We start from the raw sequence: 24926 nt of genomic DNA, 5'->3' as shown, positions 1-24926 counted from the left end.
GTTGTTTTCTATTGTATCACATGCTATTATAGCGTGTATGGAAATGATCAGGTATACTTGCTGAATAAGATGTTACTTTGTAACTCAAATGTACCTTCCAGTATACCTTGGTTGTTGAATGATAATAAAACAGGGTGTCCTCCGGCATAGTTAACTAATTACATAGATTTATCCCCATCGAATTTCTGAAAGATTATATCTTCAATCATGGTAGATGAATCATCATATGGGATATGAAGGAATTTATATATGAAAAAGATTTGCTATAAGAAACTATGGAAACTCTTAATTGACCGGGACATGAAGAAGAAAGATCTTCAAAAAGCTGCTGGTATTAGTTCTGCGTCAATTACCAAATTAGGGAAAAATGAAAATGTTAGTACTGAAACATTAGTCAAAGTATGTAATTCTCTTAATTGTGATATCTGCGATATTGTAGAAATCATTAATGACGACACTGAATAATATACTTTTCCCTCAATTGCCCGATGTTATAACTTTCGATCTAATCATACTCAAAGGAGAAATTATATGGCAACTTTTATAGACTTATTCGCTGGTGCCGGTGGATTTTCAGAGGGATTCTTACAGGCTGAAGCTGCTGGAAAAACCTTTGATTTCCTACTTGCAAGCGATATAAATCCGACTTGTGAAGTAACGCATCGTATGCGTTATAATTACCAACTTGGTCTAGAAACTAAGTTTTTAACCAAAGATATCACGGATTCCGACTTTCTTGAAATATTGAAAGAAGAAATTAATAATCAAAATATTGATGTTATTGTCGGCGGTCCCCCCTGTCAATCTTTTAGTCTAGCCGGAGTCAGAAAAACAAATGATAAAAAAGACGATTTGTTTTCCTATTACCTGCAAGTCATTAAAATGCTTAAGCCCAAATATTTCGTTATGGAAAATGTGTATGGTATACTAACCAAATATCAAGGTAAGATAAAAGAACGTATTATTCATGAAATTAATAGTATTCTTGACCTATCTGTACTGGCCCGGTATATTACTACATCTGAAGAATTAGTATACAATAATCTTAAAGGATTTGAACAGGTTGAAGCAAAGTATTGTATTGAAAAATTAAAAATCTCATTAGATAAGGAACAACAAGAAATTGAGGTTAGTGACCGCTACGTTACTTCTATAAAAAAATTACATGATGGGGATTTTAATAAGGATGAATTGGCCTTTATAAAATGTGCTCTTCTTAAAGAAAAAAAGAATATATCTCACAAATTACTAGACAAATATTTAGATAAACTGATTAATATTTGGACGGATGCTTTTAGGAACAGCCCATCGGTTCCAGAGGCGGATCGAAATGTTGTCCGGGAAACTCTAGCGTTAATGAAACAAAGAGGTGAACTGTATAATCAGAAAATGGCTCTCAAAAAGTCCATCAGTGATGCCCACCTTACAGATTCACCTTCAAAAAGCCACTTTGATGCTGCCGTGGAAAGCATGGAAGACGACACCTTATTAAATATATTTTTTAATGGATGTCAGGTTGCATCTAATAAGGCTGAAAGTGATAATGCTAAAAATGTGATAACCGAAGTTAAACTTGCAATAAACATATTATACGAGCTTGCTACTAATACAGTTAACCGATTAAACTCTATCTTGTCTAAACATTTGGCACAAAAGGATATAGACAAATTAAAAGCTGTATCAACAAATATCCGACTCTATAATATAAAATCAGAACAAGTCCTCCTTGCCTCCGATTATGGTGTACCTCAAGATAGACGCCGGGTGATATTTATAGGTTGCCGCAATGATCAAGTACTTATTACAAATATTCCAGCTACCGTTGCTGAAGGGGAAAAAGTAACAGTCAATGAAGCACTAGATGACCTCATGGGAATCCAGAATGGTTCTATGCAAACAGAGTATGATCCAGACGTATATCAAAATTCATTAATTGATAAACCACTCAGGGAAGTGAATGGAAAACTTAATGGTACTGCACCAATGAAAACATATATTGACTGGTCAAGGGATGGACGTTTAAATCCAAAACGTTTTTTAAAAAAGAATCCAACGTACACTAGTGCTAGCTTTTGGGCAGATGTTCATGAAGATGAGTTTCATGAATATGAACTTGCAAACCACCAGATGTCAAACCAGAATGAAAAAGTATGCCGCCGCTATTCACTAATGAGGGAATGCGGAGATTTTGATCTGGCTAAGGCCAGATATCCAAATGACCCATCAATGAAAACAAATAAACGAGATTATCATTGTCTGCATGCCAATGAACAAAGTACTACCATAATGACATTAGGCGATGATTATTGTCATTATGCCGAAAATAGATCTTTGACCGTTAGGGAAATGGCACGCCTCCAATCCTTTGATGACGATTTTGTATTTCAAGGAAAGCGTACTACCGGTGGAGATCGTAGGAAAGTTGAAACCCCCCAGTACACCCAGGTAGGGAATGCCGTCCCCCCCCTTATGGCAAGAGCAATTGCAGAAGTAATTCTAAAGAATATAAATTAATAAGTAAGAAGGGGCAGTTCAAATTTTAGCTGCCCCTCTTTTTCACATCAATTGAAAATAGTTATATGTAGTCTCCAATTCTGGAATAAACGCTTTAATCGTAGTTATATGGCTATCATTACTCCCCGTTTTTAAATTACGATTCAGCATTTCCTTTACCGAATTCGCTATTCCAGCTTCGGATGGTAATCCCCAATAATTTCCTCCAGAAAGATACATCACCCTGAAAACGCACAATGAAGTCTTTTTAATCTTCTCCAATTTCACTGTAGGCACAGTAACAAATGAATAAGTAAAACGTTTCACATCAGTTATAGAATACCCATTTAATCCAACACTTACCCCTGACCTGAAGTTTGTTGCAGCATATACAGCATCCCAAAGCATTGGGATCTGCGCATTATCATTCCAGTTTGTCTTACATTGAATAATATGAATTTCTATATCATTAAAATCTCTAATACATAAGGCATCTAAAATTTCAAGGATATTATACTTAGACCTATTAGTCTTATATTTATGGATATCATCCCCATTCGTATCTTTTATAGAAATGCTATCCTTGTCACAAAAGTAATCCAATTTATCCGGGAAAGTGATAGCTATTAGGTCTGATTCTGTATTTGAAGGAAAATTACCATAATTTACAGTTATAGCATCATTAATACAAGGGGGCATTAACTTTACATTATGCTTTATTACTACTGTTCTTCGACCTATTAAGCATAAATTCAAATACCAACATACCAATGCCTCCCAATTTGCGCCCCCTCCCGATACATCACTCTGAGATCTGGCTTTTGATGTATTTGTGGTATAAAAGATATCTCTTAACGAATCCCCTAAATTGAATAATTGATACGCCGTTTTTAATGGAGCCAACCTTTTAATTTCTGTTGCCCAAGTCCGCCAAGCCTTTTTAAAACCTTTAGTGGCAAAAAGTTGTCTAATTGATTGTTCTCTTAAATATTCAATAATATTCTGTTGCATATTATCCTCCATTTACAAATCAACAGTCTCGATTTTACCAAATAACTCTGACTTGGCATAAGGCTTGATTCTCCATGCATTACCGTGATTTTTACCACTGTATCCCCCCTCCTTCGTGGTATATCCACGCCAATCGTAGGTAATTACCCCTGATTTTATCAAGGATAAAAATGTCGTAAATTGCGGTGCTCGTGAAAACTCAATTTCATTATATTTAAACTGAACCATGTCGCCAACAACACGGCTTTCAGCTCTTACCCAAAGTGTTGATGGGTGTTTAATATATAACTGTTCCTTTAAATCATCAAATGTCCAAAACGCTGCAACCTCACGCCTGCTGGTTACTGGATTTTCCCATACCAAATTAACCGTCCTCTCTTCATCATTTACGTGAAGGTAAAACCCTTGGCTATTTTGTGGTGCTTCGAAGGAACCTATTGTGATATAAAGGCTACTATAGCCTGAATGAGTTTCGGAATCATAACCATATAATCTTGTAAATGCGGAAACACGCTTTCTATCATTCAGTTCGATATCAGCAACTCGAGTTCCATCAAATCTAGGTCTTAACGTGAATAATGTATCCAACGTTCTCCCATTACCTTTTGCCTTAATTTCAATCAAGCCATTATAATCAGCATTACTTCGATTATTTGTACCTATTCCCAAAAGAGATTCCAGAGTATCTCCGACATCTTTAGGAGCAATTGCGCCAGAACCTTTTGAGTTATCATAAAACCCTCCCCTAATAATTTCTCTAAGAGTTGGCTTTATATCTTCAAACAATTGTGCAATAGCATCTGCCCCGATGGCATTTAAAATATCCTGCTCCATAGGAATATTGTGAGTAAGATTAATAAAATATATCTGTGGTTGCCCATCTTGTTTTTTAAAGGCAGATATGTATAAAAGGTCCCCCTCATTAATTTCACGTTCGTACATTTTGCGTCTAATAGTTTCAATTGAAAACCGACGATCTCCACGAGAATTTGCTACACGATAAAATTTCATATTTACCCATTCTGTTTTTCCTCTTTGAACAAATAAAGCCCTATGAGATATTCCATACTTACCACCATTCATCATCTGATCATATTGAACTATCCCCCAGGAACTGAGTAAATCCCTCAAAATCCCATTTGCATCCAAATTATTTTTATCAATCATTGTGAAAGTCATTCTTAACAATGCATAATCCTCATTTCGATATTTATGAATAAGGTTTATCACTTCGATCTCATCTGAATAAGGTGTAAAAATCATTGTCTTTCCTCCTCCGAAATACGTGAAAATAAATTATACATATCTCCATAAACAGCAAACGCCATAGCATACAAAGTTCTTAAAGTGGGGTTTCTATTTTTCCTATTTACAATTCTGCTTACCATTGATTCAGATACACCTGTCTCAAAATATACATACATCTGCAACTTCTCTAATTTTTGTAAATATCTTTGAAAATTCTCAATAAAAACCAGCAGATAATCATCTTCTTGAAATCCTCCTGAAAAATTCTCACCAGATTTCGGATCCTGTTCCATAAAGTTTCTTGAAAATAACGCTGGATAAGAAACATTAAGAACTTTTGCCAATTTAACAGATGTTATAAATTCTATATTTTGTTTACCATCTTCTAATTTGGATAAACATGTTCGATCATAATTAGCTAATTCAGCTAAAGCTACTAAGGACAAATTATTTTTTATTCGAGCTTTCCTTATGTTGCTTCCAAAAATGACCAATACCTTATCGGCGTTAAACTTATCATCTTGCCACACTATTCTCACCACCCTTATTTTTCTATCTTGGTGTAATTATACAGTTAAATTCCCTTCTCAAATTTACTTATAACCATCATATTTACAGGAAAAGAACCCGAGACATAAAATCTCGGGTTCTTTTTATCAGATCTATATTATTTTATTCGCTATCATCGAGCGTAAGGCAGGCGTCGTTAACAAGCTGTTCAAAGATGCATTCTTCTATAACTGTCACACAACGTGCAGTATCTTTAACAATTTCATCACCCCAGAACCGTATAACAGTCCACCCCATAAACAATAACTCTTTATTATTTTCCTCATCGCGTTCCATATTGCGCAAGATTTTGTTCTCCCAAAATTCTGCATTATTCCCCTTGCGAATCCTCGGACGTAACACCGTATACCAGTCTTTACCGTGAAAAAATTCAGAATCACAAAATATTGCAATCTTATACTTTGTTAATGCAATATCAGGTTTTCCTGGCAGTTTCGAATAATTCTTCCTGTAACGATACCCCTTATGCCACAAGGCTTTTCTAAGTTTAATCTCAATTGATGTATCCTTAGAATGAATGTTGGACATAGCTTTGTGACGTTGTTCCTTTGTAAGTACATCCACCAATCTTATCCTCCAGTACTATTATATATAATTATTCTACCACTCCCCTGACTATAATATCAATTCACATATTCATCTATGGCAATCACCTAGTAAAAGAATGTAATTTTCTCTCCCCATTTTTTCACATCCCCCCACAAATTCATTTTACAATTCACATTCCTAATGAATTTTCAACATTCTTATTCATTTTCATGAATTTTTTCTCCTATTGTGATATAATGCATATACATTAATTTTTACATAGAGAAAGGAGATTCTAAAATGAATGAAAGAATCAACCGCGTATTAGAAAAAATGGAGAAAAAGGGCCTGAGTCAGTTACTTGTATCTGACCCATTGAGTATCCGTTTTCTGACAGGAATCATGGTGAACCCTGGTGAAAGGCTGTATGCACTTCTGCTGAGATCCAGCGGCAATCACACATTATTCCTGAACTATCTGTATTATGTATCCGATACAGGATTTGAAGAGGTATGGTTCAGTGATATGGACGATCAGATTGCTGTTTTGATGGAGCACATTGATACAAAGAGTGTACTCGGTATCGACAAGACATGGCCGGCACGTTTCTTAATTCCGCTTCAGGAGCGCTGCCCGGAATTAAAGACTATCTGGGGTTCTGACTGCATTGATGATGTTCGTGCTGTTAAAAATGAAAAAGAAATCGAGATTATGAAGCATGCTTCCGTAATTAATGACAGTGTTATGGAGAAGGCTGCTGCATTTATTAAAGAAGGCATGACTGAGAAAGAAGTTGCTGACTTTATTGATGCTGAATATATGAAAGCAGGAGCAAGCGGATTAAGTTTTGATACGATCGTATGCTTTGGCGCAAATGCTGCTGATCAGCACCATACACCTAGCGAAACGAGAACACTGAAAGCAGGAGAATGTGTCCTGATCGATATGGGCTGTATCTGGGAAGGATACTGCTCCGATATGACAAGAACTTTCTACTGCAAGAGCGTAGATGAGGAACAGGCTGCAATCCATGACCTTGTCCGCACCGCTGTTGAGAAAGCTGAAGCAGTGATTAAACCGGGAGTTCGTTTCTGTGATATTGATGCACAGGCAAGAGATCTGATTGACGAAGCCGGATACAGCGAATACTGGAGAATCCGTCTCGGCCACTTCATCGGTCAGGAAGACCATGAATACGGCGATGTAAGCCCTATCAACAAGAATGTAGCTGAACCGGGTATGATCTTCTCTATCGAACCTGGTATTTATATTGAAGGAAAATATGGCGTTCGTGTCGAAGACCTTGTCCTTGTAACAGAAGATGGACATGAACTTCTGAACGCAGTAGATAAAAAATATCGAATCGTTGGTTAATTTCCACAAATTCAGAAGGGGTTTATGATAGCTAGATATCATAACCCCCTTCTCCATTTTTAATGCGACACTGCCTCTTTCAAAGCTTTCCTCAACTCCTCATCGCATGCATAGATATACAGTCCATTTACCCCGCGTGTCATCAGAACACGGACTTCATGCTGGATCAGGACTTCTCCGAACTTTTTCCGGGTTCCGTCCGATAAGGTACGGTTCCGGGTTGCTTTTATATTAAAACTCTCATCCGGGTCAAAAATAATTTCACCGTTCCGGTATTTTACAGACGGGCCTAAAATAACGCCTGCGTAATTCAGGTCAAATCCCTGTATTGTGAAAGTGGACCCTACTTCATTAATTGTCTGAGGCTGTTCGGCCCAGGAAAGTGTTTTAATTTTCTTCTTTTCCCGTCTTCCTAATTCTTTTTCCAGTTCACGGTTCCAGGGTTTATGCCAGTCCCCGATCAGCACCTCCCAGTATTTTTGAAGCCGTTTTCTTTTTGATGGTTTTTGATTATATTCCCAGTCATAAGTAGCTATCATTCTGGAGAGCTCACAATCCTCTTCTCTGGCCTTCTTCTTAATTGCAGCTTCCAGCTCTGCGGGAAGATCAAAGATTTGTATTTCATATCCGGTTTCGTCAACAGGAATCTCAGACACTTTTTTTGCTTTCGTGAAATTGTCTATCCATGCAATTGTTTCTTTTGATGCAGCCATTCTCATCTGATTCTTCAATTCAAAATAATTGCCTTTATGTTTGGCGAATTTTCTATAATACTCTAAAGTCTTCGCTTCCCAATACTGCTCTGTCGTTAATATCTGATTTTCATCGAACATAACAACCGTAACGCGTGCCCGGTTTATAATATCTTCAAGCTGATTTTCTCCCCGGTATGATTGTTTACCCTGTGTCAGTAATAAATGTGCCTCATCGATAAAGGCTACATCTATCGGTTCGTCCGTTGAATGGTGATTGATAAAGGTCGTTGGTTTACATACCACCTCGCCATAACGATCTTTCAAACCGAGTTTTTCTGCTATCTGCTGATATACTGTAATCTGTTCATCATGGTTTACCATTAAACAGCATCGCAGGTCATTTATTTTAAGATTCTCCGCCCTTAAATATATCTCGTAGAAAGTGCTGCTGTTAAGAACTGTTTTCCCTGTTCCCGCCTCACCGTCAATGAAAATGAGCTGGCCTCTTTCTTTATTTTTCAGGGCAGTAAAGACCTTTTCTATAATCAATTCTTTTACATTTTCCTGCTCCTGTGTCAGCTTATGTAACGGGGATGCTTTAAATAATGCGGAATCCTTTATTGCACTCTCTTTCGGAAACAATGCTGAGTCTGTCTTCCTCAGCTTCTCCCAGATCAGCCGGAAGATTTCATTCATTTCATCGTCTGTATAATACCGGTTCTGGGGATTGCTGTTTTTATTGTGTATTTTCTTAACGTGATCAGTACTCATCATATAAAGCATAAGCCTGTTTTCGATGTCCAGCGTCAGGGACTTGTTAAAATGTTCATGCCCGATAATATACAGGCTGGCTGGTTTTCTGGTCAGCTGATTCTGCCACTCTGACACATTTCCGGATTTGGCGTAATGCTGCTTTGTCCTCTGGATTACATTCCCCGATTCCCCGATATATACCTCGTAATCGTCACTGTTTTTCCAATTATGGATATAAACCGTAGGATAATCTAAGAGTATCATCTTTTCCTTTTCAGAAGATTGATTCTCTAATTTGTCCTGAAACGCCTGTAAAGCAATTATATTATCTTCTATTCTGTGCACAATGGGTTTTAATTTTGTATTCATAATTACCATGTATGCTGTTTAAGAAAAGTTTAAACACATACTTTTCCTTTCTCTCTAATTGTAACTTGAAATATGTTGTCTGGACGGCCCTGTGAGGATGCTTTTTTACAGCCATTGTATATATTTTATCATTCCTGAATACTTTTCTCCATATCGTTTTTTATTTTCTGCACTCTTTCCTCCCTGTGCGTATCTCATCCCCCAAAAATGTATTTCATCTCATTCCCATCGTATTCCTCCTCACTATCTGCTATGATATATCTCAGGAGGTGGTTTTATTTGCGGGTTACGATAAGGAATGTTAAAACGAAGGCTGAGGAGCAGGTTACCATAGAATGTGTGGCTCTGACACCGGAATTTGAAGATATTAGAAATTACTGTCTTGCTAAGGGAGAGTATCTGGCTGGATACACGGACGGAAATGTCCGGCAGATGGTTTATTATGACCAGATTTTATATTTTGAAGCCGTAGGAGAAAAAGTATTTGCTTATACTCAAAATCAGGTTTATGAGATCAAGAAACGACTGTATGAAATAGAAACGGAAATGATTCCATACAAATTTATCCGTTGTTCGAAATCGTTTGTTTTATGCCTGCTGAAGATTGACTCGATGCGGCCTGCCCTGAATGGACGGTTTTGCGCCCATATGAAGAACGGGGAAGATGTGATCATATCCCGGAAATATGTGAAACAGGTTAAGAAAGCTATTATGGAGGATTTGTAAATGGAATTGAAAGAGTTTTTGAAAAAGATAGTCTGGGTATTTCTGATGATTCAGGCGGGCATCACCATCGCGATCGGGGTGGTTGGTCTATTTACCCATATACCGAATACATTAAGTCCTGTCGCATTTTTTATGCCGTTTGTCTACGCATTTTTCTGTACGCTGGTGTCTCTGGTCACTTATTCCTCAAAGGAACTCAGCGTCAGGAGCCTGCTGATACGCAAGACAATTCAGTTTATCCTGATAGAAGCAACCGTGCTTTTTATCACGTATTCCGTCAAAGCGCTGGTGAACCGATTTATGATCATTGCTGTTGCGCTTTCTGTCTTTATCATTTTTGTACTGCTGAACCTCATTAATTATTTTCTTTCCAAGGCACAGGCCGATAAAATGACGGAAAAATTAAGGCTTGCAGACCAGTTTAGAAATGCCGATTCATAAAATGAAAGAGAGGATTCCTTATGAACCAGAAACGTTTAAAACAAACAGGCAGCACTCTTGCAAAAATAACACGCGTACTTTTCTGGATACAATTTCTGGAGATGGTTCTTGCCGCATTACTCGTCTGCTGGCATGAATTCTTCCCCAGTCATTTTGTCCTGCATTTTGTTTCCGAAGAACTGCTGTTTCAGTTATGTGCCTCCTTAGTAACAGGCTGCTTTATTCTGGGCGTGCTTGCCAGGTTCAGGAAGCTCTGCGGCTCGCTTTCCCAAAATGGAGATCCTTTTCATGCAGCCAACGCCGCAATTTTAAAAAGCATCTCCATAACCGTTCTGGCCGCCTCATTTGTCCTGCCGGCGGCGGAAAAGGTTTTTGTGAAAGCATTTCATCTCTCCGGTTGCAACACAGATGCTGCATCCCTGAGTGTCCTGATCATGCTGACAGCCGCTTTGTTATTCTTCCTGTCAGTCCTCTTAAAGTCAGGTGCAGAGCGTTTCCACGATGCATCGTTATACAAGTAGTCTTATGCCAGCAGTTCGTAATAGAAGATGTATTGCTGCATCACACCCTCACAGCCCTTGTATCTCCGCTTCGGAAATCCCTTCGGGTAATGTTTTTTCAAGGCCTGATTGATATGGGTGTCGACCGGAAATGCTTCCAGCTGGTGGAGGGCGAACAGGCAGATACAGTCGGCCACCTTCACTCCGACACCGAAGAGTTTCAAAAGTTCCTCTTTTGCTTCCTGATAGGGCATTGCCCTGACAGCATCCAGAGAAACCTCCCCGTTTGCGATGCTGCGGGCGGTCCTGACTACATATTTGCTTCTGTATCCGAGATTGCATTCTTTGAGTGCGTCTTCCCCGAGGACCGCCAGCGCCTCCCCCGTTGGAAATGCATGGTAAACGTTTCCATTCGCAGCGGTCTTTTTCTCACCGTACTTCTCACTGATATTCTGGATGCACCTCCGGATACGAACAATATTGTTCTGCTGGGATATCAGAAAGGATACGATCATCTCCCACAAATCCTGATTCAGAATATGTATCCCCCGGCCAAATTCAGCCGCATTCATAAGATATTGGTCTTTCGGGTTAATTCTGCTTTTATATTCCCCATAATCCGTCTCCAGATCAAAATAATGTTTCCAGAAATCCTCATACTCAGAATCTGTGCATCTGAAAATACACTCATTCCCACTCTGGGTAACTTCCAGATACCGGTCCCCTGCTATGACTTCATATGTGCCGCCCTCTATCCGGGTCATCCTGAAACACTGCCCGGAATTACAGATCTGTTCTATGTCAAAACTCTCAAATGTACGCTTTACATATAGTCCGTTTCTTCTGTCACAGTCCCCGTAAACACAGTCCTCGTAAAATCGCTCTGCCTTCACCATATTTCTCAGCTCTTTGCCTCCTCTTCCACACCATTCTTCGCACAGATATCTGCCAGACAGCATTTCTCACAGTATGGTTTTGTCCTTGCCGTACATACATCTCTTCCGTGATATACAAGACGATGGCAGAAATCACTTCCCTCCTTGGGCGGAATGATTTTCCACAGCTCCATCTCAACCTTTTTCGGGTCCTTGATCCCTTCTACAAGGCCGATGCGGTTCGTCAGGCGGATGCAGTGCGTGTCTGTCACGATTGCGGGTTCCCCGAACACATCCCCCATGATCAGGTTCGCACTCTTTCGTCCGACTCCCGGCAGTTTCAACAGTGCGTTGAAATCCCGCGGAATCTTTCCGCCGTACTCATCTTTCAGCATTTTCATGCAGGCACTGATATCCCTCGCCTTGCTCCTGCCCAGCCCGCACGGCCTGACAATCCTTTCAATATCGTCCACGTCGGCTTCTGCCAGTGATTCTACATCCGGATACCTGGCATACAGGTCCTCAACCACAACATTCACACGGGCGTCTGTGCACTGTGCTGCAAGCCGCACACTCACGAGCAGCTTCCACGCCTGGTCATAATCGAGGGTGCAGCCTGCATCCGGGTATTCTTTTCTCAGTCTCTCTATTACTTCTAATGCTAATTCTTCTTTTGTCATATCGCTTTACCTCCAGATTCTGTATTCATTATACCTTAAGAAGCCGTTTCTCTCCACTGGAAATTATAGCGATATCAGGTATTCGATATTTACTCTGCCACTTTCTTATTATAGAATGCGATGATTATACTCAGTACCACCGCCGAATAGAAGACTGCCCATGCTCCCTTTCCGAGCTGCTCGAACACCAGACCGTAGATCGTCTGTCCGACCGGCTGTGCACAGGTAGAAACCGCAATTACCCATGCAATGACTTTTCCTACCATTTCCTGCGGTACCGTTATCTGGATGAAGGACATGATCTGTATTGTGTATATGGATGCAATGGCCATGATGACCAGCCCGGCCGCGGCAAGGACTGCATATGACGTCCAGGGTGAACAATCCAGCATCAGGACGATTCCCATTGGCAGCATGAGTATTCCGCAGGATGCCAGAAGCTTCCAGCTCTTGCTGATCTTCAGTTTTTCTCCTAAAATACCGGCACCGATGCCGCCCAGTAACCCCCCGACTGCCAGAATCCCCTGCATAAATCCATACAACCTTGATGCCTGACTCTCACTGAAATCCAGTAGCTGCAGGACGATAACCGGAAGCCCGATGATCATCAGCGAAGAGAGAACAAGGTTTACTCCCGCACAGCAGAGTGTCAGTCTGCCGATCTCCGGCTTTTTCTTTGTTATAAAGGAAAGACTTTCTTTCAGGTCTTCGCCTGTTTCACGCAGTATGGATTTGCTCCGCTCCCTTTTTACAAGTGGCATGTGGATAAATATTTCCATGACAGCCGATACGAAAAAGCACAATGCCGCTGTATAAAGAATCGGGTAGATTCCCCACAGGCTGTATGCAATCCCGCCCAAAGCCGGACCAAGAAGGCCGGAAAGGGAAGAAATCATGTTAATAACCGCATTCGCAGTCATGACACGATCCGTTTCTACCAGGGCAGGAATACTCGCCTGCACGGACGGCTGATACGCCCCGCTGATTCCATAAAGCATAAAAAGCATAACCAGCACGAGCCCTGTCAGATTCACTCTTCCATACAATATGAGGAATAGTACCGTCAGTCCGGATGTGAAGAAATCCAGAAATACCATGATGTTTCTCTTATTCACCCTGTCTGCAATGATTCCGCCGACCGGCGACATGACTGCCAGTGGTAGGAACGCAAACCCGGATACGATTCCAAGCAAAGCCGCCGACCCTGTAACATTCAAAAGATGGATGGGCAGTGCAAACCGCATCACCGCATTTCCAAACAGGGAGATGATCTGTCCTGCCACCACAAGCCAGAAATCTTTCGTAAACCCGGTACTCTGTCCTGCCGTCATTACACTCTTTTCCCTGCTGTTCATCTATTTTACCTCCATATTCTTGACTCTGTGTATAATCTTCATCGTAATCACTGCACTAACCGCAAGTGTGACCCCCACGGCTGCAAGCAGGAACAAATATCCCTGTAACCCTGAGGAAAACAGGCTTGCCGACAGCATATTTGCAAGCGGAATTATGATAATCAGTGAAGAAACAATTTCTGTCACAACGGATGATTTCCAGAATCCAAACCATAAGGAAATCAGGGCTATATTCCCCGCCATGACCGCCATCCCGGCGCTGTACAGAAGCACTGCCAGAGCCTCATTTACCCCAAATCCGGTCTCCAGAGGCCTGAAAATGAAGGATACCACTGCAGCTGCCAGCATCGCGGCCAGATTGGTGAGAAATGCCCCTCCGGACGTAAGACCCCATGTGATTGCCATTTTGGTCCGGATCAGTTCTTCCCGCCTGATCGGATATGAAAAGAGCAACAGAACCTGTTTCCCGATATAATCTTCCAGAACTGTCCTCGCATTGAGAACCGCCCCGAAGACTGCAAATTCAGCAAACGTCACACAGGATACCAGCGTAGTTATGTTCCCCCAGACCGGGTCTATCTGGCTGAGTTCCATCTCCTCTTTTGGCATCAGCATAAACAGCATTGCTACAAACAGGCTGAATGCCGCCATTCCCAGTACCGCATACAGATACGGCCTTTTATTTATCTTTTTCCATTCCAGATGAAATAATCTCATATTGTTCCTCCTTTCATGATCTGCAGAACTTCCCGCTCGAATTCTCCGGCTTCTTTCTCTCTGTATTCCTTCATACTGAACTCCTTTTGTATCTTCCCGCCTGCTATGATTCCCACCGTATCCGCCATCTGTGCAATATCCCCTAAGATATGGCTGGATATCAGGATGGTCATGCCGTCCCCGGCGGACTTCATCAGCACCCTTTTCATCTCATCTGCGGCAACCGGATCGAGACCATTGAACGGCTCGTCGAGTATTAATATTTCCGGTCTATGCAGCAAGGCCCTCGCTATGGCCAGACGCTGACGCATTCCAAGGGAAAATGCAGATACAGGCTTTGAACTGATCCCCTCAAGGCCTACTGTCCCAAGTATTTTCCCCACATCTGCCTGCACTCCCATGTATTCCAGATGCAGGTTTAAATTCTCCTCTGCCGTCAAATGCTCATAAAAGACCGGTACCTCAATCAGACTGCCCAGATATCTCTGAATCTCTTCCTTATTCTCCCACGCCGGCATCCCATGCACATATACACGGCCCGAAGTCGGCTCCAGAAACCCTGCCGCCAGCTTTTGCAGCGTTGTCTTCCCTGCCCCGTTCACGCCCACAAGCGCATAGATTTCTCCCTTTTCTACTGTCAGTGAGCACTCCTCCAGAACAGTGGTGTTTCCATATTGCTTTGTAATTCTCTTTACTTCTATCATATATGCCTCCTTTTTAATACCGACCGTTGGTATGTATTTAGGTAAAAAGTGTGCCGCCTGCAAAAACCGTACCTCCGGCAGCATAGCGGCGTTCCTCTTTTACACTGGTAAACAGCTATTCTTCTTTATTTTTCTGATTCTCATTATTATTATAAATTCTCGCATATTCTTCGATGTTCCGGATCATATCTTCTGTAATAATATCCAGATCCAGAAGCTTTAATAAATGACCGTAGAACTTCACCTTCTCTACCATCTCTTCCGGCCCGCAGTGATAAACCATAGGATTCAGCCATATGTCTCCGAGCAGCATCATCACTTCGGCCAGCTGCCGGGGATACTCCGTATGAATAGAACCGTCCTTCATTCCTTCCTCTAACACCTTATAGACCATATTGGCAGCATCCTGCTGGACGGTATCGCGGAAATACGTGATCAGCAGCTGCGGATTTTTCAGCATATCAGGCGCAGCCTGAAATATATCCTTCTGGGCCGGATTCGACAGGGATAAAACAAAAAGTTCCTGCAGCTTCTCCTTCCCGTTCAGATCTGTTCTGCTGCAGATCCGGTACATCGCAGTCTCCGAGCTTGAATAAAGCATTTCAGCTACAGCAGTCATGATCTCTTCTTTTGATTTGAAATGGTGGTAAATAGCACCCTTGCTCAAACCGCCTAAATGATCGATGATATCCTGAATTGAAGTATGGTCGTATCCGCGCTCTATAAAAAGCTGGGCTGCAGTATCAATGATCAGATTCCTTGTCTCCTCAGGATGTTTGTTTCTAGCCATAATCTGCCTCCTGTGAATATCCGGTTCCATTTAAGATCCGGAATTATAATACTATGTCTTTTAACATACTAACGGTATGTTTATTATACATACTGCCAGTATGTTTGTCAAACAATTTTGACATATATTTAGATTTATTCAAAAAAGTCATCCTCCCACTGGTCCAGTTTGTATTCATATTCCTTTTCCAGTTCATCCAGACGGTTCTGGATTTCATCGGAATAATGCTCTGAATCCATATTGCCCATTACGGCATTGATAAAAGAGTCACTGACATGAATTTTCCAGATGCCGTCCTCTTTATATGCTCCCACCGTAATATCCAAAACAGAGAGCCCCTCTTCCTGCTCCATGATACTGACCACGCTGTTATCACCATAATCTATTTTATGGATATCCCGGATCATGGATATCAGGCCAGTTCCGTCACTGTTTATCATATCTTCCATGATACTGATCTCATATTTTCCCATCACATCTGACATATCAATATTCGTGACAGTCATATCAATCTGTGCTTCCTTCCCGGATACCCGCACATCTTTTATTTCCCATGAAAGATTCTGTACAATCTTATCGGCAAACCTCTTATTTGCCCGGTACCGCTTTCCCTTCAGCCCCGGCTGCTGTAATTCATTGAATATCTGGTATTCCTTTTGTGTGGGTATACCAATCCAGTTTCTGTGTGTTCTTACATAATTATCTGTCCTTGCATTAAATGCATCCAGATCCAGTTCTTTCAGCGCTTCCATTGAATCAAGCAACACTTCTTCCGGCGTATCAGTCTTTGCTTCTGCCGTTCCTGCTCCACATGCTGTCAGCCCAAAGACAAAAAATATCAGTATTGCAAGTGACGGTATCAGCCATTTCTTTTTTTTCATGTTCATATTCCCATCTCCTTTTTCGTACCTGCAGTTTTCTATATTTTATTGCGGCGGCACTTAGGCATCAATCCCCGCAGCACGAAAAGACGGTCAGACAGCAAAAAAAGACGCTCCACCCTATACAGGTATCATAGCCGAAAAGAAAAACCATCCGTCCTCACATCTGAGGATGCTGGTCCCACAATTTTTCTGAACCACAGACTGGACATTTATAAGGCCGATACCATGTCCCTCTTCCGGCTTCGTCGTAGTGATCCTGTTATCCCTGATTTTTACAGGCTCCTTAACCGGATTTCTTATCGACAAAATGAGTTCTCCATCCTCCACTGTCATTTTAAATTGTATCACTTTATTCGATTCCAGCTTTTCACAGGCCTCGATTGCATTGTCAAGGAGGTTGACCAGAATCGTAACGATGTCCTCCTCACCCATTGTCAGGGAAGAAAGATCATTGACTGAAATCGTCATGGTAATCCCCTTCTCCCGTGCATAACTGTACTTTTGGTTCAGCACCACATTTACAGCCGTATGATTTGTATTTACATGGTCCGCATTCATACGGATACTTCCGTTCAGCGCAGTGAGATACTCCACCGTTTCTTCCGTCTTTCCCTCCGCAAGCATCCCCTGTATGCAGTTCAGCTGGTTCTTATAGTCATGCAGAAACCGTCTCTGCCGCTCATAATTTTCCTGCATGCTCTGATACATATTCATCTGGTTCTGCGTGCGCTCTCTGCCCAGCCTGAGATTCTGCATCTCCGCCTCTCTGACCAGAATATCCCACAGAAAATAAAATGCAGCCATATTCACCAGTCCGAATCCCGCCAGAACAAGTACCCTGACATACTCATTACCCTCCTGCCCATTCCAGGGGTACATCGTTGCGGCTATGATAATCACCATGCAAAAGACCGGGAAAAATAAAAAACGGGTCCACTTCGTCCCTGACATTACATTCGTTTTCCCCTTATATTTGAAATGGAACAAAAGCATCAGGCAAAGCAGAAGGATGTCTGATACAGACTCCTCCACAATCTGTATACTGATGCCAGTGATCGGCAGCAGGTAAATGAAGGAAATCGTCAGTATCTCTACAATCCAGAAGATTCCACAGAACAGTATCGACAAAAACACGTTTTGAACAAACCTGACACGGTAATAGATCTGCACTGCTATGCAGATTACTGCCGTAAAACGAATTGGCTGTATGGCATACGGAGGTATTTCTGACATAGAAATTATTATAATGCCCAGTGTAAATGCCAGCAATTCCGTATATTCGATCCAGCCGCGCCTCCACCGCCTCTTTTCAAGGAGAGTGTCAAAAAATACTTTGCAGCTTATACTCATCACCAAAGATAATGCAAGACTCTTTAGAAAAATTTCCATTACACTACTCCTTTAAATGCTACGAATGCTTCCTTCACCGCCCTGTACCGCAGACGCGGAACAGGAAGCTCCTCCCCAAGATCCAGAAGTACCGCATAATTACTGATCCTGCGGATGTGCTTCATGTTTACCAGATAGCTTTTATGAATGCGTAAAAAACCATACCCGTCGAGGGCCGCCTCAATTTGATCGAGTTTTTCATAAATCTGGTAAGTCACAACCCCGGACTCCAGATAATGGAAAACAGACTTATGCCTCTGGCTCTCAATGTACAGGATATTGTCCGTATACAGCCTCTTCTCCCCTTCTGAAAAAGAAAAACTGACCTGCTGCAGGCGCATCTTCTGCAGGATGGCATCCATACACTCAGGCAGCGCCTCCTCCAGAGAGTCCTTCATGATATAGCGCACCGCATTTACCTTATAACCGTCCAGAACATAATTGATAAACGCTGTCACGAGCACGATAAATGTCTCCGACTGAAACGCGCGTATCTGCATGGCCGTCTGGATTCCATCCATTTCATTCATATTGATGTCCATGAAAACAATATCGTATTTAACGACGTTTTCCTTCCGGGAGAGAAAATCCTCGCCGGAAAGGAAAAGATGAATTGTGGCTTCTAAGTTATGGTCGGTCAGATAAGATTCCAGATACATTTTCATCTTATCTCTGTAAAATTTTTCGTCATCACAAATAGCAATCTGAAGCATGTGGGCTGTTTCCTCCTGATATCTTATTTCTTATCCGCCTCCATTAACCTAATAAGATACCATGCGTCCCAATATAGGACATATATCCGTCCATCGCCTCATGATACCTGCTTCTCCCTATTGGGAGCTCTTCTCCTGTTAAAAGGGTTACCTTTTTGCTGTCAAACCGCTTAATATATTTGCAATTTACGAGATAACCTTTATGGGTCCTAATGAACCCATATTTCTTCAGTGTTTCCTCCAGTATTTCCATTCTGGAATATATCTTCTTTATCTCATTACCACATATATGTATCTCTTGAACATTCTTATAGCATTCAATATATCTTAGTTTGTCTATATTGACTGTAATAATCTCTCCCTGCCGGTCCCTGAAATGTACTGTCTGAGCTTCTTTGGGCTTTTTCTCCTGTTCAATATAACGATGGATTACCTCATTAATATCATCCATGAAATTCCCTTTTCTCACAAATCCAAATGGCTGGATTGCAAATGTATCATACATCCTGTCCATTCTGCTTGAAACGAATACAATAGAACTGCTGCCACCAGCTGCTGTAATTTTCCTGCCAAGCTCTATACCGTCCATTTCCGACATACAGATATCAAGAAAAATCAAATCATAATCTGTATGGTTCATATGCTCTAGAAGCTGCATCGGCGATGAACAAGTCGCAATCTCTGTCTCCACCCCTTCCTCACTAAATACTGCCTCCACAGAGGCGGAAATGATGGAAAGAGCTTTTTTTTCATCATCGCAGACAGCTACATGAACTGTTTTCATGAATTCCCCTCCTTGTTTTTTCCTATGCAGAGATCCAGAAGAAATTCTGCAATAAAAACCCCATCCTCAATTTTGTTACTATAATGACCGTTATATTTATGGACAATGTGCTTTGCTATGCCAATTCCTTTTCCATGATATACATGGTCCTTCTTTGTAGAAACAATAGGTTTTTCCAGAAAACTCTTTTTTTTCTTTGTCTGATTCGTAAACCTGGCAAACAGATAATCTCCCTGTACGCTCATAGTAATGGAGACGACCGGAGATTCAATTCGCTCTGCAAGACAATTTTCGATGGCATTATCCACGATATTGGTAATTAAATTACATAAATCCAATTCACTGACTGACAGTTCGGATGGCACAAGAATCATAAAATCCATTTTCACTCCAGCTTCATCTGCCTTTGCTTTTTCCAAATTAAATATTGCGTTCAGAATTCTGTTACCACAATCTATATACGAAATAAATGGTTTTGAAAAAGTTCCCAGAACCTCATCGAAGTATCCCTTCAGTCCATCATAATCCTGATTCTGCAAAAGTACCCTCATATAAGAATACTGATTATTGATATTATGGCTTATTTTTCTCAGTTCATTAAGATTATGGTCAGATATTGTCAGAAGCTGTGCTGCACTCTGAGTAAACTGAGCTTCTGACATCAGTTCCAGCACATGCTTCTGTTCCCTGCACAAGGAATAAGTCATCAGATAATTAATCGCGTTAATTACATACAACGCAATTAAAATCAATGATATCAGTATTCTAACAGACGTAACATCCGTTTTTTGGGGCGTCAAAAAGTAAATTGCTAAAAAATCATATATAATCACAAAAGCCGTGGAAATCGTACAACAGGTAACATTTAGCCTTGCAGCATATGTGCTGACTTCGTATTCAGATACTGGTCTTTTTTTAATCGTCCATGCTGCAAACAAAATCAGGAAATCGGCTATGATCTTAGTCCACAAACTGTCAAAACCGTTAACATATCCTTCTATTACATTTCCAATAGACGTTCCCAGTTCAATTACGATTACTGACATAGAACAGACCGCAGATGCTGTCACAATCTTTGCTGGTACAGGATATTTACAAAAAAATGCTGCGAACAGAACAACACCGAATAAATAAGACATCCAGGAACCCACTCCCGTGAAATAAATATGCTTAATTGAAAGCAGGTATATCAAAAAATTAGTAGTAAAAAAAATTAAAATTAACAACAAAACCTCAAGTGCCGCTTTTAATAGCGCTCTGTGTTTTTTAGAAATGGATTCTAATGACATGACCGTCAGCACCGCCACACAGAACATTTGAAACCAAAATGCGTGGTCGGCCCAAATATTAATATACTCTGTCAGAACCTTCATGGTTTCCTTTATCCCCTCTTAATTCATACTTTCATACAGTACGATATCTGCTATACTTACGATTCTCATATATGCAGCTAATCTCTATCCTTAATATTATTATGCTTTTTTTGCCTTGTCAATAAAGCAGCCCAAGTTCCATTTAATAGTCAAAGATCCCCGAAAGAGCTGTCCAACAAGAATTTTTATTGTTCTGCTCCAACGGGGATGCTTTTTTGTTATGAGTTAAATGCCTTTAGTATTCTTCTTCATCTTCTGGTGTCTTTTCCTGAACGATAATTTCTTTTAATTTTATTTTACCCCTTCCCAGCATAATGCAGTATGCAATCCCAGCAAGAGAAAGTATAACCACTACACTCCAGACTGCTATCAATATCTTCTGCCACGGGGACATCGTATAGCTTACATTGTCGCCAGGAGCCATTCCCATTACTGCATTTGAATTTGCCTTGTTATAAAGCAGGTATCGGGTGGACTGCTTCAGCCAGTATACTGCTGTGGCACTTGTTGTATCATAAAGCCCATTTGTACCATTATTCGTCAACGTCAGATTCTGTCCTCTCCGTAAAGAGTAATCTGTAGTCATGTATGTGTTTGGTTCACCGCCTGCATCAGATACTATCGTTCCGGTAAATCCACACTCATCCCTTAAAATACTGTTGATAACCACAGATGCTCCCGCGTAGGTCGCTCCAATTCTGTTGTAAGCGCTCATCAGACCTGTAGCTGCAGACATCTCTTTACTGGTCATTGCATATTCGCCGTCATCGTCAACATCATAATAATTTATAGTCATGGTGGCTTCTTTTATATAAATTTCAAAAGATCTGTTGTAAATTTCACGGAATGTCTGCTCATTGCACCATGCACAGTATCCATTTTTCTGCCGGTTCAGTTCCTGCTCATTCAGTGCGTAGTGCTTCATAAATGTAATCAGACCTTTTTCCGACGCCCCTGAAGCCTCTGCCGCTGCCATTTTTCCCGAAAGCAGGCTGTCTTCTGAATAGTACTCATAATTGCGTCCTGCAAAAGCAGAGCGGTGCGTATTAATTCCATAGCCATACAAGCCGGTTATTCCCTGCCCGTCTTCTTGTTTTAACTGATATGCCTCCTCAGCAAATGCAGAGCCCAGACGTTCTGAAAGTTCTGTATTGAATGTGGCCGCAACCATTGGTGCCCCACAATACCATACATTAATGTCATATTCCGAAATTTTTAGCTGCGCTGCATAGAACCCGTATGGCGAATCTGCATCATAACTCTTCGGAACGCCGTTCTCACTATCTCCCATTTCATTCCAGCCGCCGTTCATGAACATATATGCCATAGAGTCTACGGTAAACTGATTAATATAGTCATCCCATTTCTCATCATCGATATCGACACCACGCATATCTGCAAGCGTATAGTCTGTCTTATCTATATCTGTCTCTGGCATCTCGCTGATCTCATTCTGCTCCTCATCCCACACGTCATATATTTCGATCTCTTTAATGGCCCGTTCATCTGTCAATAAAAGGTCATTACCTTCCGGTGCCGTTGGGAAAGATGCTGCAAAGTCTTTACGGCTGAAGTTATGGATGTAACCATCGCCAGTCTTACCTTCTGTATAATCTGTAAATCTATAATTTGTGGAATCATCCAATACATTTGTAGCAACAACTTCATCAGTTGTCCTCTTACCTGCCCCATCTTCATTATAAACAATTTTAGAATCAATCTCCTGTGACCATACATGCGAGGTGTCCTCTTTATCAATCTCTGTCCAGCTATGGCTGTTTTCGGAAAGATAGAATGTATATTCTCCTTCATCTAGAATATATGCTTTTTCATTTACATAATCATAAGAACTGAAATAGTCCCTGCTTGCCGTTATTGTTAAAGTTTCACTGGCACCAGGCTCCAATTCCTGCGTTTTTGCAAAGCCAATCAGCTGAACATGAGACTTTTCCACCTGACCTGCCTCCCACGGGGCACTTACATAAATCTGCGCTACAGCTTTTCCCGCAGTTTCACCCGTATTGGTAACCTTTACAGCAAAAGTATATTCCTCTGTCTCCTCATCAAACAAAGGGTCACTTGCATATTCCATAGAGAAATCTGTGTAGGAAAGCCCATACCCGAATGGATATACAACGCTCTGTCCATAATCATAGCCTTCATAATTTCCCTGCATTGCCTCATATGCCGCGGTCTCATAATAACGGTATCCAGTATAAATTCCCTCTTCGTATTCCACAAAATAAACAGAGGAATCCTGATATGTATCGAAATCACTGGAATTCTGATATTCAAAATTTCCAAAATTATAATAAGTTGGATCTTCTCTCAAATTGCGGGCATAAATATCTGACAGATGTCCAGATGGGTTAACATCCCCTGAAACAATTCTTGCCAAAGCAGTGCCGCCCTGAGATCCGCAGCAGCCAGCCCAGTATGCGCCTGTAATTTTACTAAAATCATAAGTGTTTCCGCTGTATGGATCCGTGTACATACCGGATGTTTTATAGTTTTCATCATTAGGGTCAAGGAATCCTAATTCCATCGTATTTGCTGCATTAACCACGATAATGACTTCCGGGAAATTTTTACATGCATAATCAATTAAAGCAAGCTCTGCATTCTTAAGGGATAGTCCGGTGCGGTTATACTCTGCAGTACCAAGGTCTCTTTCCTGATCATTACCCTCGCCTGAATTACGGGAAACCGTAATAATTGCTGTGTCGTATTCCGCATAAGTACTTACTGCACTTGCAAGTGCTGACTCTGGATCTGCAAAATCATCGGATGCCGTCGCATATAAATCAGTTACAGCCTGGTTCGTATCAAAATAATTGGATAGTCCGACACCTATAGACACTGCATTCTCTGTAGTCGCTGGATCTTCTCCGCCTGACATGTTATTATGCCAGGATTTATAACCTAAAATGGTAACTTTTTTGGACGCAGCCTCATCGGAACTGCTTACCAGTGGAAGTGCCTTCCCATTAACACCATCCGCTTTTTCATCATTGCGCAGAAGCACAATTCCCTCTTCGGCAGTCTCCTGTGTAATGGCCGCTGCATTGTCTCTGGATTCTGTATCAGATGTAGCTGTATACTCAATATAATCACCGCTTAAACCATCACTGCTCGTTTCTGTTTTGATAGTACCTGCCCCAAGGAACTGGTCCATATATTCTTTATAATAATACATAACATTTGTGATTACAGTCATTAGAATCAATACAACAGCGATGATTGCCGAAAGAGAGATGATTCTTTTTTTCGCACGTTTCGTCATAGTTTTTTCTCCTTTAATTTCTACTGCTGTGGCATCTTTGTTATAACAGGAATCTTTCTTGCATATGCTTTCTGATATAAAAGAAAACTTCCATTTATAATTTTTATAGCAGCTGCTGTCAGACATACCGCACAAAGCGCTTTCGGAAACGCCAGAAGTCTGAATGTTCCCGCTTCAACTGCGGGTAACAGATATGTATCCTTAAAATTATTCAGACCTTCACTGGATGCTGTCAATACAGCCAGCCTTGTACAGTTTACAAGTGTAATTCCACCAAAAGTCAGTGCAGCTGCCATAACATATTCCAGCACTGCCTTTCTTTTGTTTTTCCCTTTCCTGTACATAACTGTACAGATTATCAATGATAATATAGGTATATACATACCAAGACAGGTCCATATATTAAACCCAAACTCATAATACCCCGGAATATATTGAATCCCGATGCCATAGTAGATTGCCTGCCAGCCTGGATAATCCACACCATTTCCAAACTTATCTGTGCCTTCTACTGTGAGGTTGAATACTGGTGCAAAATTAAACATGATAAGCATCACCAGACTTCCGACAGCAGCAATAATACTGAATACAAACAAGACTTTACGCAATTTTTTCATTTTATCTAATTTTTCCTGAACTTTCAGATTAGACATATTCTTTCTCCTTACTTA

24 protein-coding genes are annotated in these 24926 nt (G+C 41.0%); 6 read left to right on the top strand and 18 right to left on the bottom strand.

The features are described 5' to 3' along the window. Positions 1 to 249 precede the first annotated feature (249 nt). Both ABIN22_RS05515 and ABIN22_RS05510 read left to right on the top strand, forming a co-directional pair. Entirely contained in the window at positions 250 to 465 is a 216-nt protein-coding gene (locus ABIN22_RS05515; RefSeq protein WP_109730088.1) for a helix-turn-helix domain-containing protein, read from the top strand. 66 nt (positions 466 to 531) lie between these two features. Then, positions 532 to 2514, top strand: coding sequence for a DNA cytosine methyltransferase (locus ABIN22_RS05510; protein WP_346907187.1), 1983 nt, complete (start codon positions 532 to 534; stop codon positions 2512 to 2514). Positions 2515 to 2556: 42 nt separating this feature from the next. On the opposite strand, the gene ABIN22_RS05505 is transcribed toward ABIN22_RS05510, so the two are convergent. The 4 genes from ABIN22_RS05505 to ABIN22_RS05490 all read right to left on the bottom strand — a co-directional run bounded on the left by ABIN22_RS05505 (position 2557) and on the right by ABIN22_RS05490 (position 5886). Then, complete coding sequence (locus tag ABIN22_RS05505; RefSeq protein WP_346907186.1) at positions 2557 to 3504, bottom strand: hypothetical protein; 948 nt, start codon at positions 3502 to 3504, stop codon at positions 2557 to 2559. Between the two features lie 12 nt (positions 3505 to 3516). After that, positions 3517 to 4767 (bottom strand): MvaI/BcnI family restriction endonuclease, encoded by a 1251-nt coding sequence (locus ABIN22_RS05500; protein WP_346907184.1) that lies wholly within the window; start codon positions 4765 to 4767, stop codon positions 3517 to 3519. After that, positions 4764 to 5282 (bottom strand): helix-turn-helix domain-containing protein, encoded by a 519-nt coding sequence (locus ABIN22_RS05495; RefSeq protein ID WP_346907182.1) that lies wholly within the window; start codon positions 5280 to 5282, stop codon positions 4764 to 4766. Before ABIN22_RS05495 ends, ABIN22_RS05500 begins: the two co-directional genes overlap by 4 nt. Before the next feature lie 142 nt (positions 5283 to 5424). After that, on the bottom strand, positions 5425 to 5886 hold the full coding sequence (locus ABIN22_RS05490) for a very short patch repair endonuclease (RefSeq protein ID WP_346907180.1): 462 nt from the start codon (positions 5884 to 5886) through the stop codon (positions 5425 to 5427). A 264-nt stretch (positions 5887 to 6150) separates the two neighbouring features. On the opposite strand from ABIN22_RS05490, the gene ABIN22_RS05485 reads away from it, so the two are divergent. After that, entirely contained in the window at positions 6151 to 7224 is a 1074-nt protein-coding gene (locus tag ABIN22_RS05485) for a M24 family metallopeptidase (protein ID WP_109730084.1), read from the top strand. A gap of 59 nt (positions 7225 to 7283) precedes the next feature. On the opposite strand, the gene ABIN22_RS05480 is transcribed toward ABIN22_RS05485, so the two are convergent. Next, a complete protein-coding gene (locus tag ABIN22_RS05480; protein ID WP_346907177.1) occupies positions 7284 to 9041 on the bottom strand; it encodes a DUF2075 domain-containing protein in 1758 nt (585 codons plus the stop codon). 279 nt (positions 9042 to 9320) lie between these two features. Between ABIN22_RS05480 and ABIN22_RS05475 the strand changes: the two genes are divergently transcribed. Genes ABIN22_RS05475 through ABIN22_RS05465 form a run of 3 tightly spaced genes read left to right on the top strand, consistent with a single transcriptional unit; the run spans position 9321 to position 10729 of the window. Beyond that, positions 9321 to 9767, top strand: coding sequence for a LytTR family DNA-binding domain-containing protein (locus tag ABIN22_RS05475; protein ID WP_346907175.1), 447 nt, complete (start codon positions 9321 to 9323; stop codon positions 9765 to 9767). Further along, positions 9768 to 10208 (top strand): hypothetical protein, encoded by a 441-nt coding sequence (locus ABIN22_RS05470; protein ID WP_346907173.1) that lies wholly within the window; start codon positions 9768 to 9770, stop codon positions 10206 to 10208. It begins immediately after the preceding gene. Between the two features lie 20 nt (positions 10209 to 10228). Further along, positions 10229 to 10729, top strand: coding sequence for a hypothetical protein (locus ABIN22_RS05465; RefSeq protein ID WP_346907172.1), 501 nt, complete (start codon positions 10229 to 10231; stop codon positions 10727 to 10729). 2 nt (positions 10730 to 10731) lie between these two features. Here ABIN22_RS05465 and ABIN22_RS05460 read toward each other — a convergent pair whose 3' ends face one another. The 13 genes from ABIN22_RS05460 to ABIN22_RS05400 all read right to left on the bottom strand — a co-directional run bounded on the left by ABIN22_RS05460 (position 10732) and on the right by ABIN22_RS05400 (position 24908). After that, a complete protein-coding gene (locus tag ABIN22_RS05460; protein ID WP_346907170.1) occupies positions 10732 to 11604 on the bottom strand; it encodes a DNA-3-methyladenine glycosylase family protein in 873 nt (290 codons plus the stop codon). A 5-nt stretch (positions 11605 to 11609) separates the two neighbouring features. Then, positions 11610 to 12263, bottom strand: coding sequence for an endonuclease III domain-containing protein (locus ABIN22_RS05455; RefSeq protein WP_346907168.1), 654 nt, complete (start codon positions 12261 to 12263; stop codon positions 11610 to 11612). Positions 12264 to 12352: 89 nt separating this feature from the next. Beyond that, entirely contained in the window at positions 12353 to 13618 is a 1266-nt protein-coding gene (locus ABIN22_RS05450; protein ID WP_346907166.1) for an MFS transporter, read from the bottom strand. Then, positions 13619 to 14335 carry a hypothetical protein gene (locus ABIN22_RS05445; protein ID WP_346907164.1) on the bottom strand — a complete coding sequence of 239 codons (717 nt, stop codon included), beginning with the start codon at positions 14333 to 14335 and terminating at the stop codon, positions 13619 to 13621. Then, positions 14332 to 15039 carry an ABC transporter ATP-binding protein gene (locus ABIN22_RS05440; protein WP_118620981.1) on the bottom strand — a complete coding sequence of 236 codons (708 nt, stop codon included), beginning with the start codon at positions 15037 to 15039 and terminating at the stop codon, positions 14332 to 14334. The genes ABIN22_RS05445 and ABIN22_RS05440 overlap by 4 nt, the downstream gene beginning before the upstream one ends. Positions 15040 to 15154: 115 nt before the next feature. Continuing rightward, positions 15155 to 15829, bottom strand: a complete 675-nt coding sequence (locus ABIN22_RS05435; RefSeq protein ID WP_118620903.1) for a TetR family transcriptional regulator — start codon at positions 15827 to 15829, stop codon at positions 15155 to 15157. A 134-nt stretch (positions 15830 to 15963) separates the two neighbouring features. Next, positions 15964 to 16716 carry a hypothetical protein gene (locus tag ABIN22_RS05430; protein WP_346907162.1) on the bottom strand — a complete coding sequence of 251 codons (753 nt, stop codon included), beginning with the start codon at positions 16714 to 16716 and terminating at the stop codon, positions 15964 to 15966. Positions 16717 to 16830: 114 nt separating this feature from the next. After that, positions 16831 to 18102, bottom strand: coding sequence for a sensor histidine kinase (locus tag ABIN22_RS05425; RefSeq protein WP_346907160.1), 1272 nt, complete (start codon positions 18100 to 18102; stop codon positions 16831 to 16833). Continuing rightward, positions 18102 to 18815, bottom strand: a complete 714-nt coding sequence (locus ABIN22_RS05420) for a LytR/AlgR family response regulator transcription factor (protein WP_346907158.1) — start codon at positions 18813 to 18815, stop codon at positions 18102 to 18104. Before ABIN22_RS05420 ends, ABIN22_RS05425 begins: the two co-directional genes overlap by 1 nt. Positions 18816 to 18858: 43 nt before the next feature. Next, positions 18859 to 19599 carry a LytR/AlgR family response regulator transcription factor gene (locus ABIN22_RS05415; protein ID WP_346907156.1) on the bottom strand — a complete coding sequence of 247 codons (741 nt, stop codon included), beginning with the start codon at positions 19597 to 19599 and terminating at the stop codon, positions 18859 to 18861. Continuing rightward, positions 19596 to 20738, bottom strand: a complete 1143-nt coding sequence (locus tag ABIN22_RS05410) for a GHKL domain-containing protein (protein ID WP_181368588.1) — start codon at positions 20736 to 20738, stop codon at positions 19596 to 19598. The genes ABIN22_RS05415 and ABIN22_RS05410 overlap by 4 nt, the downstream gene beginning before the upstream one ends. A 469-nt stretch (positions 20739 to 21207) precedes the next feature. Then, positions 21208 to 24255, bottom strand: coding sequence for a glycoside hydrolase family 3 protein (locus ABIN22_RS05405; protein ID WP_346907154.1), 3048 nt, complete (start codon positions 24253 to 24255; stop codon positions 21208 to 21210). Positions 24256 to 24275: 20 nt separating this feature from the next. After that, positions 24276 to 24908, bottom strand: a complete 633-nt coding sequence (locus ABIN22_RS05400; RefSeq protein WP_118620909.1) for a hypothetical protein — start codon at positions 24906 to 24908, stop codon at positions 24276 to 24278. Positions 24909 to 24926: the final 18 nt, after the last annotated feature.

The sequence above is a fragment of the Faecalicatena orotica genome, from assembly GCF_905197545.1.
In the GTDB taxonomy this organism is placed as follows: domain Bacteria; phylum Bacillota; class Clostridia; order Lachnospirales; family Lachnospiraceae; genus Faecalicatena_A; species Faecalicatena_A orotica.
Note: the sequence above shows the minus strand (reverse complement) of the source record. Positions and strands in the feature narration are given on the sequence as shown.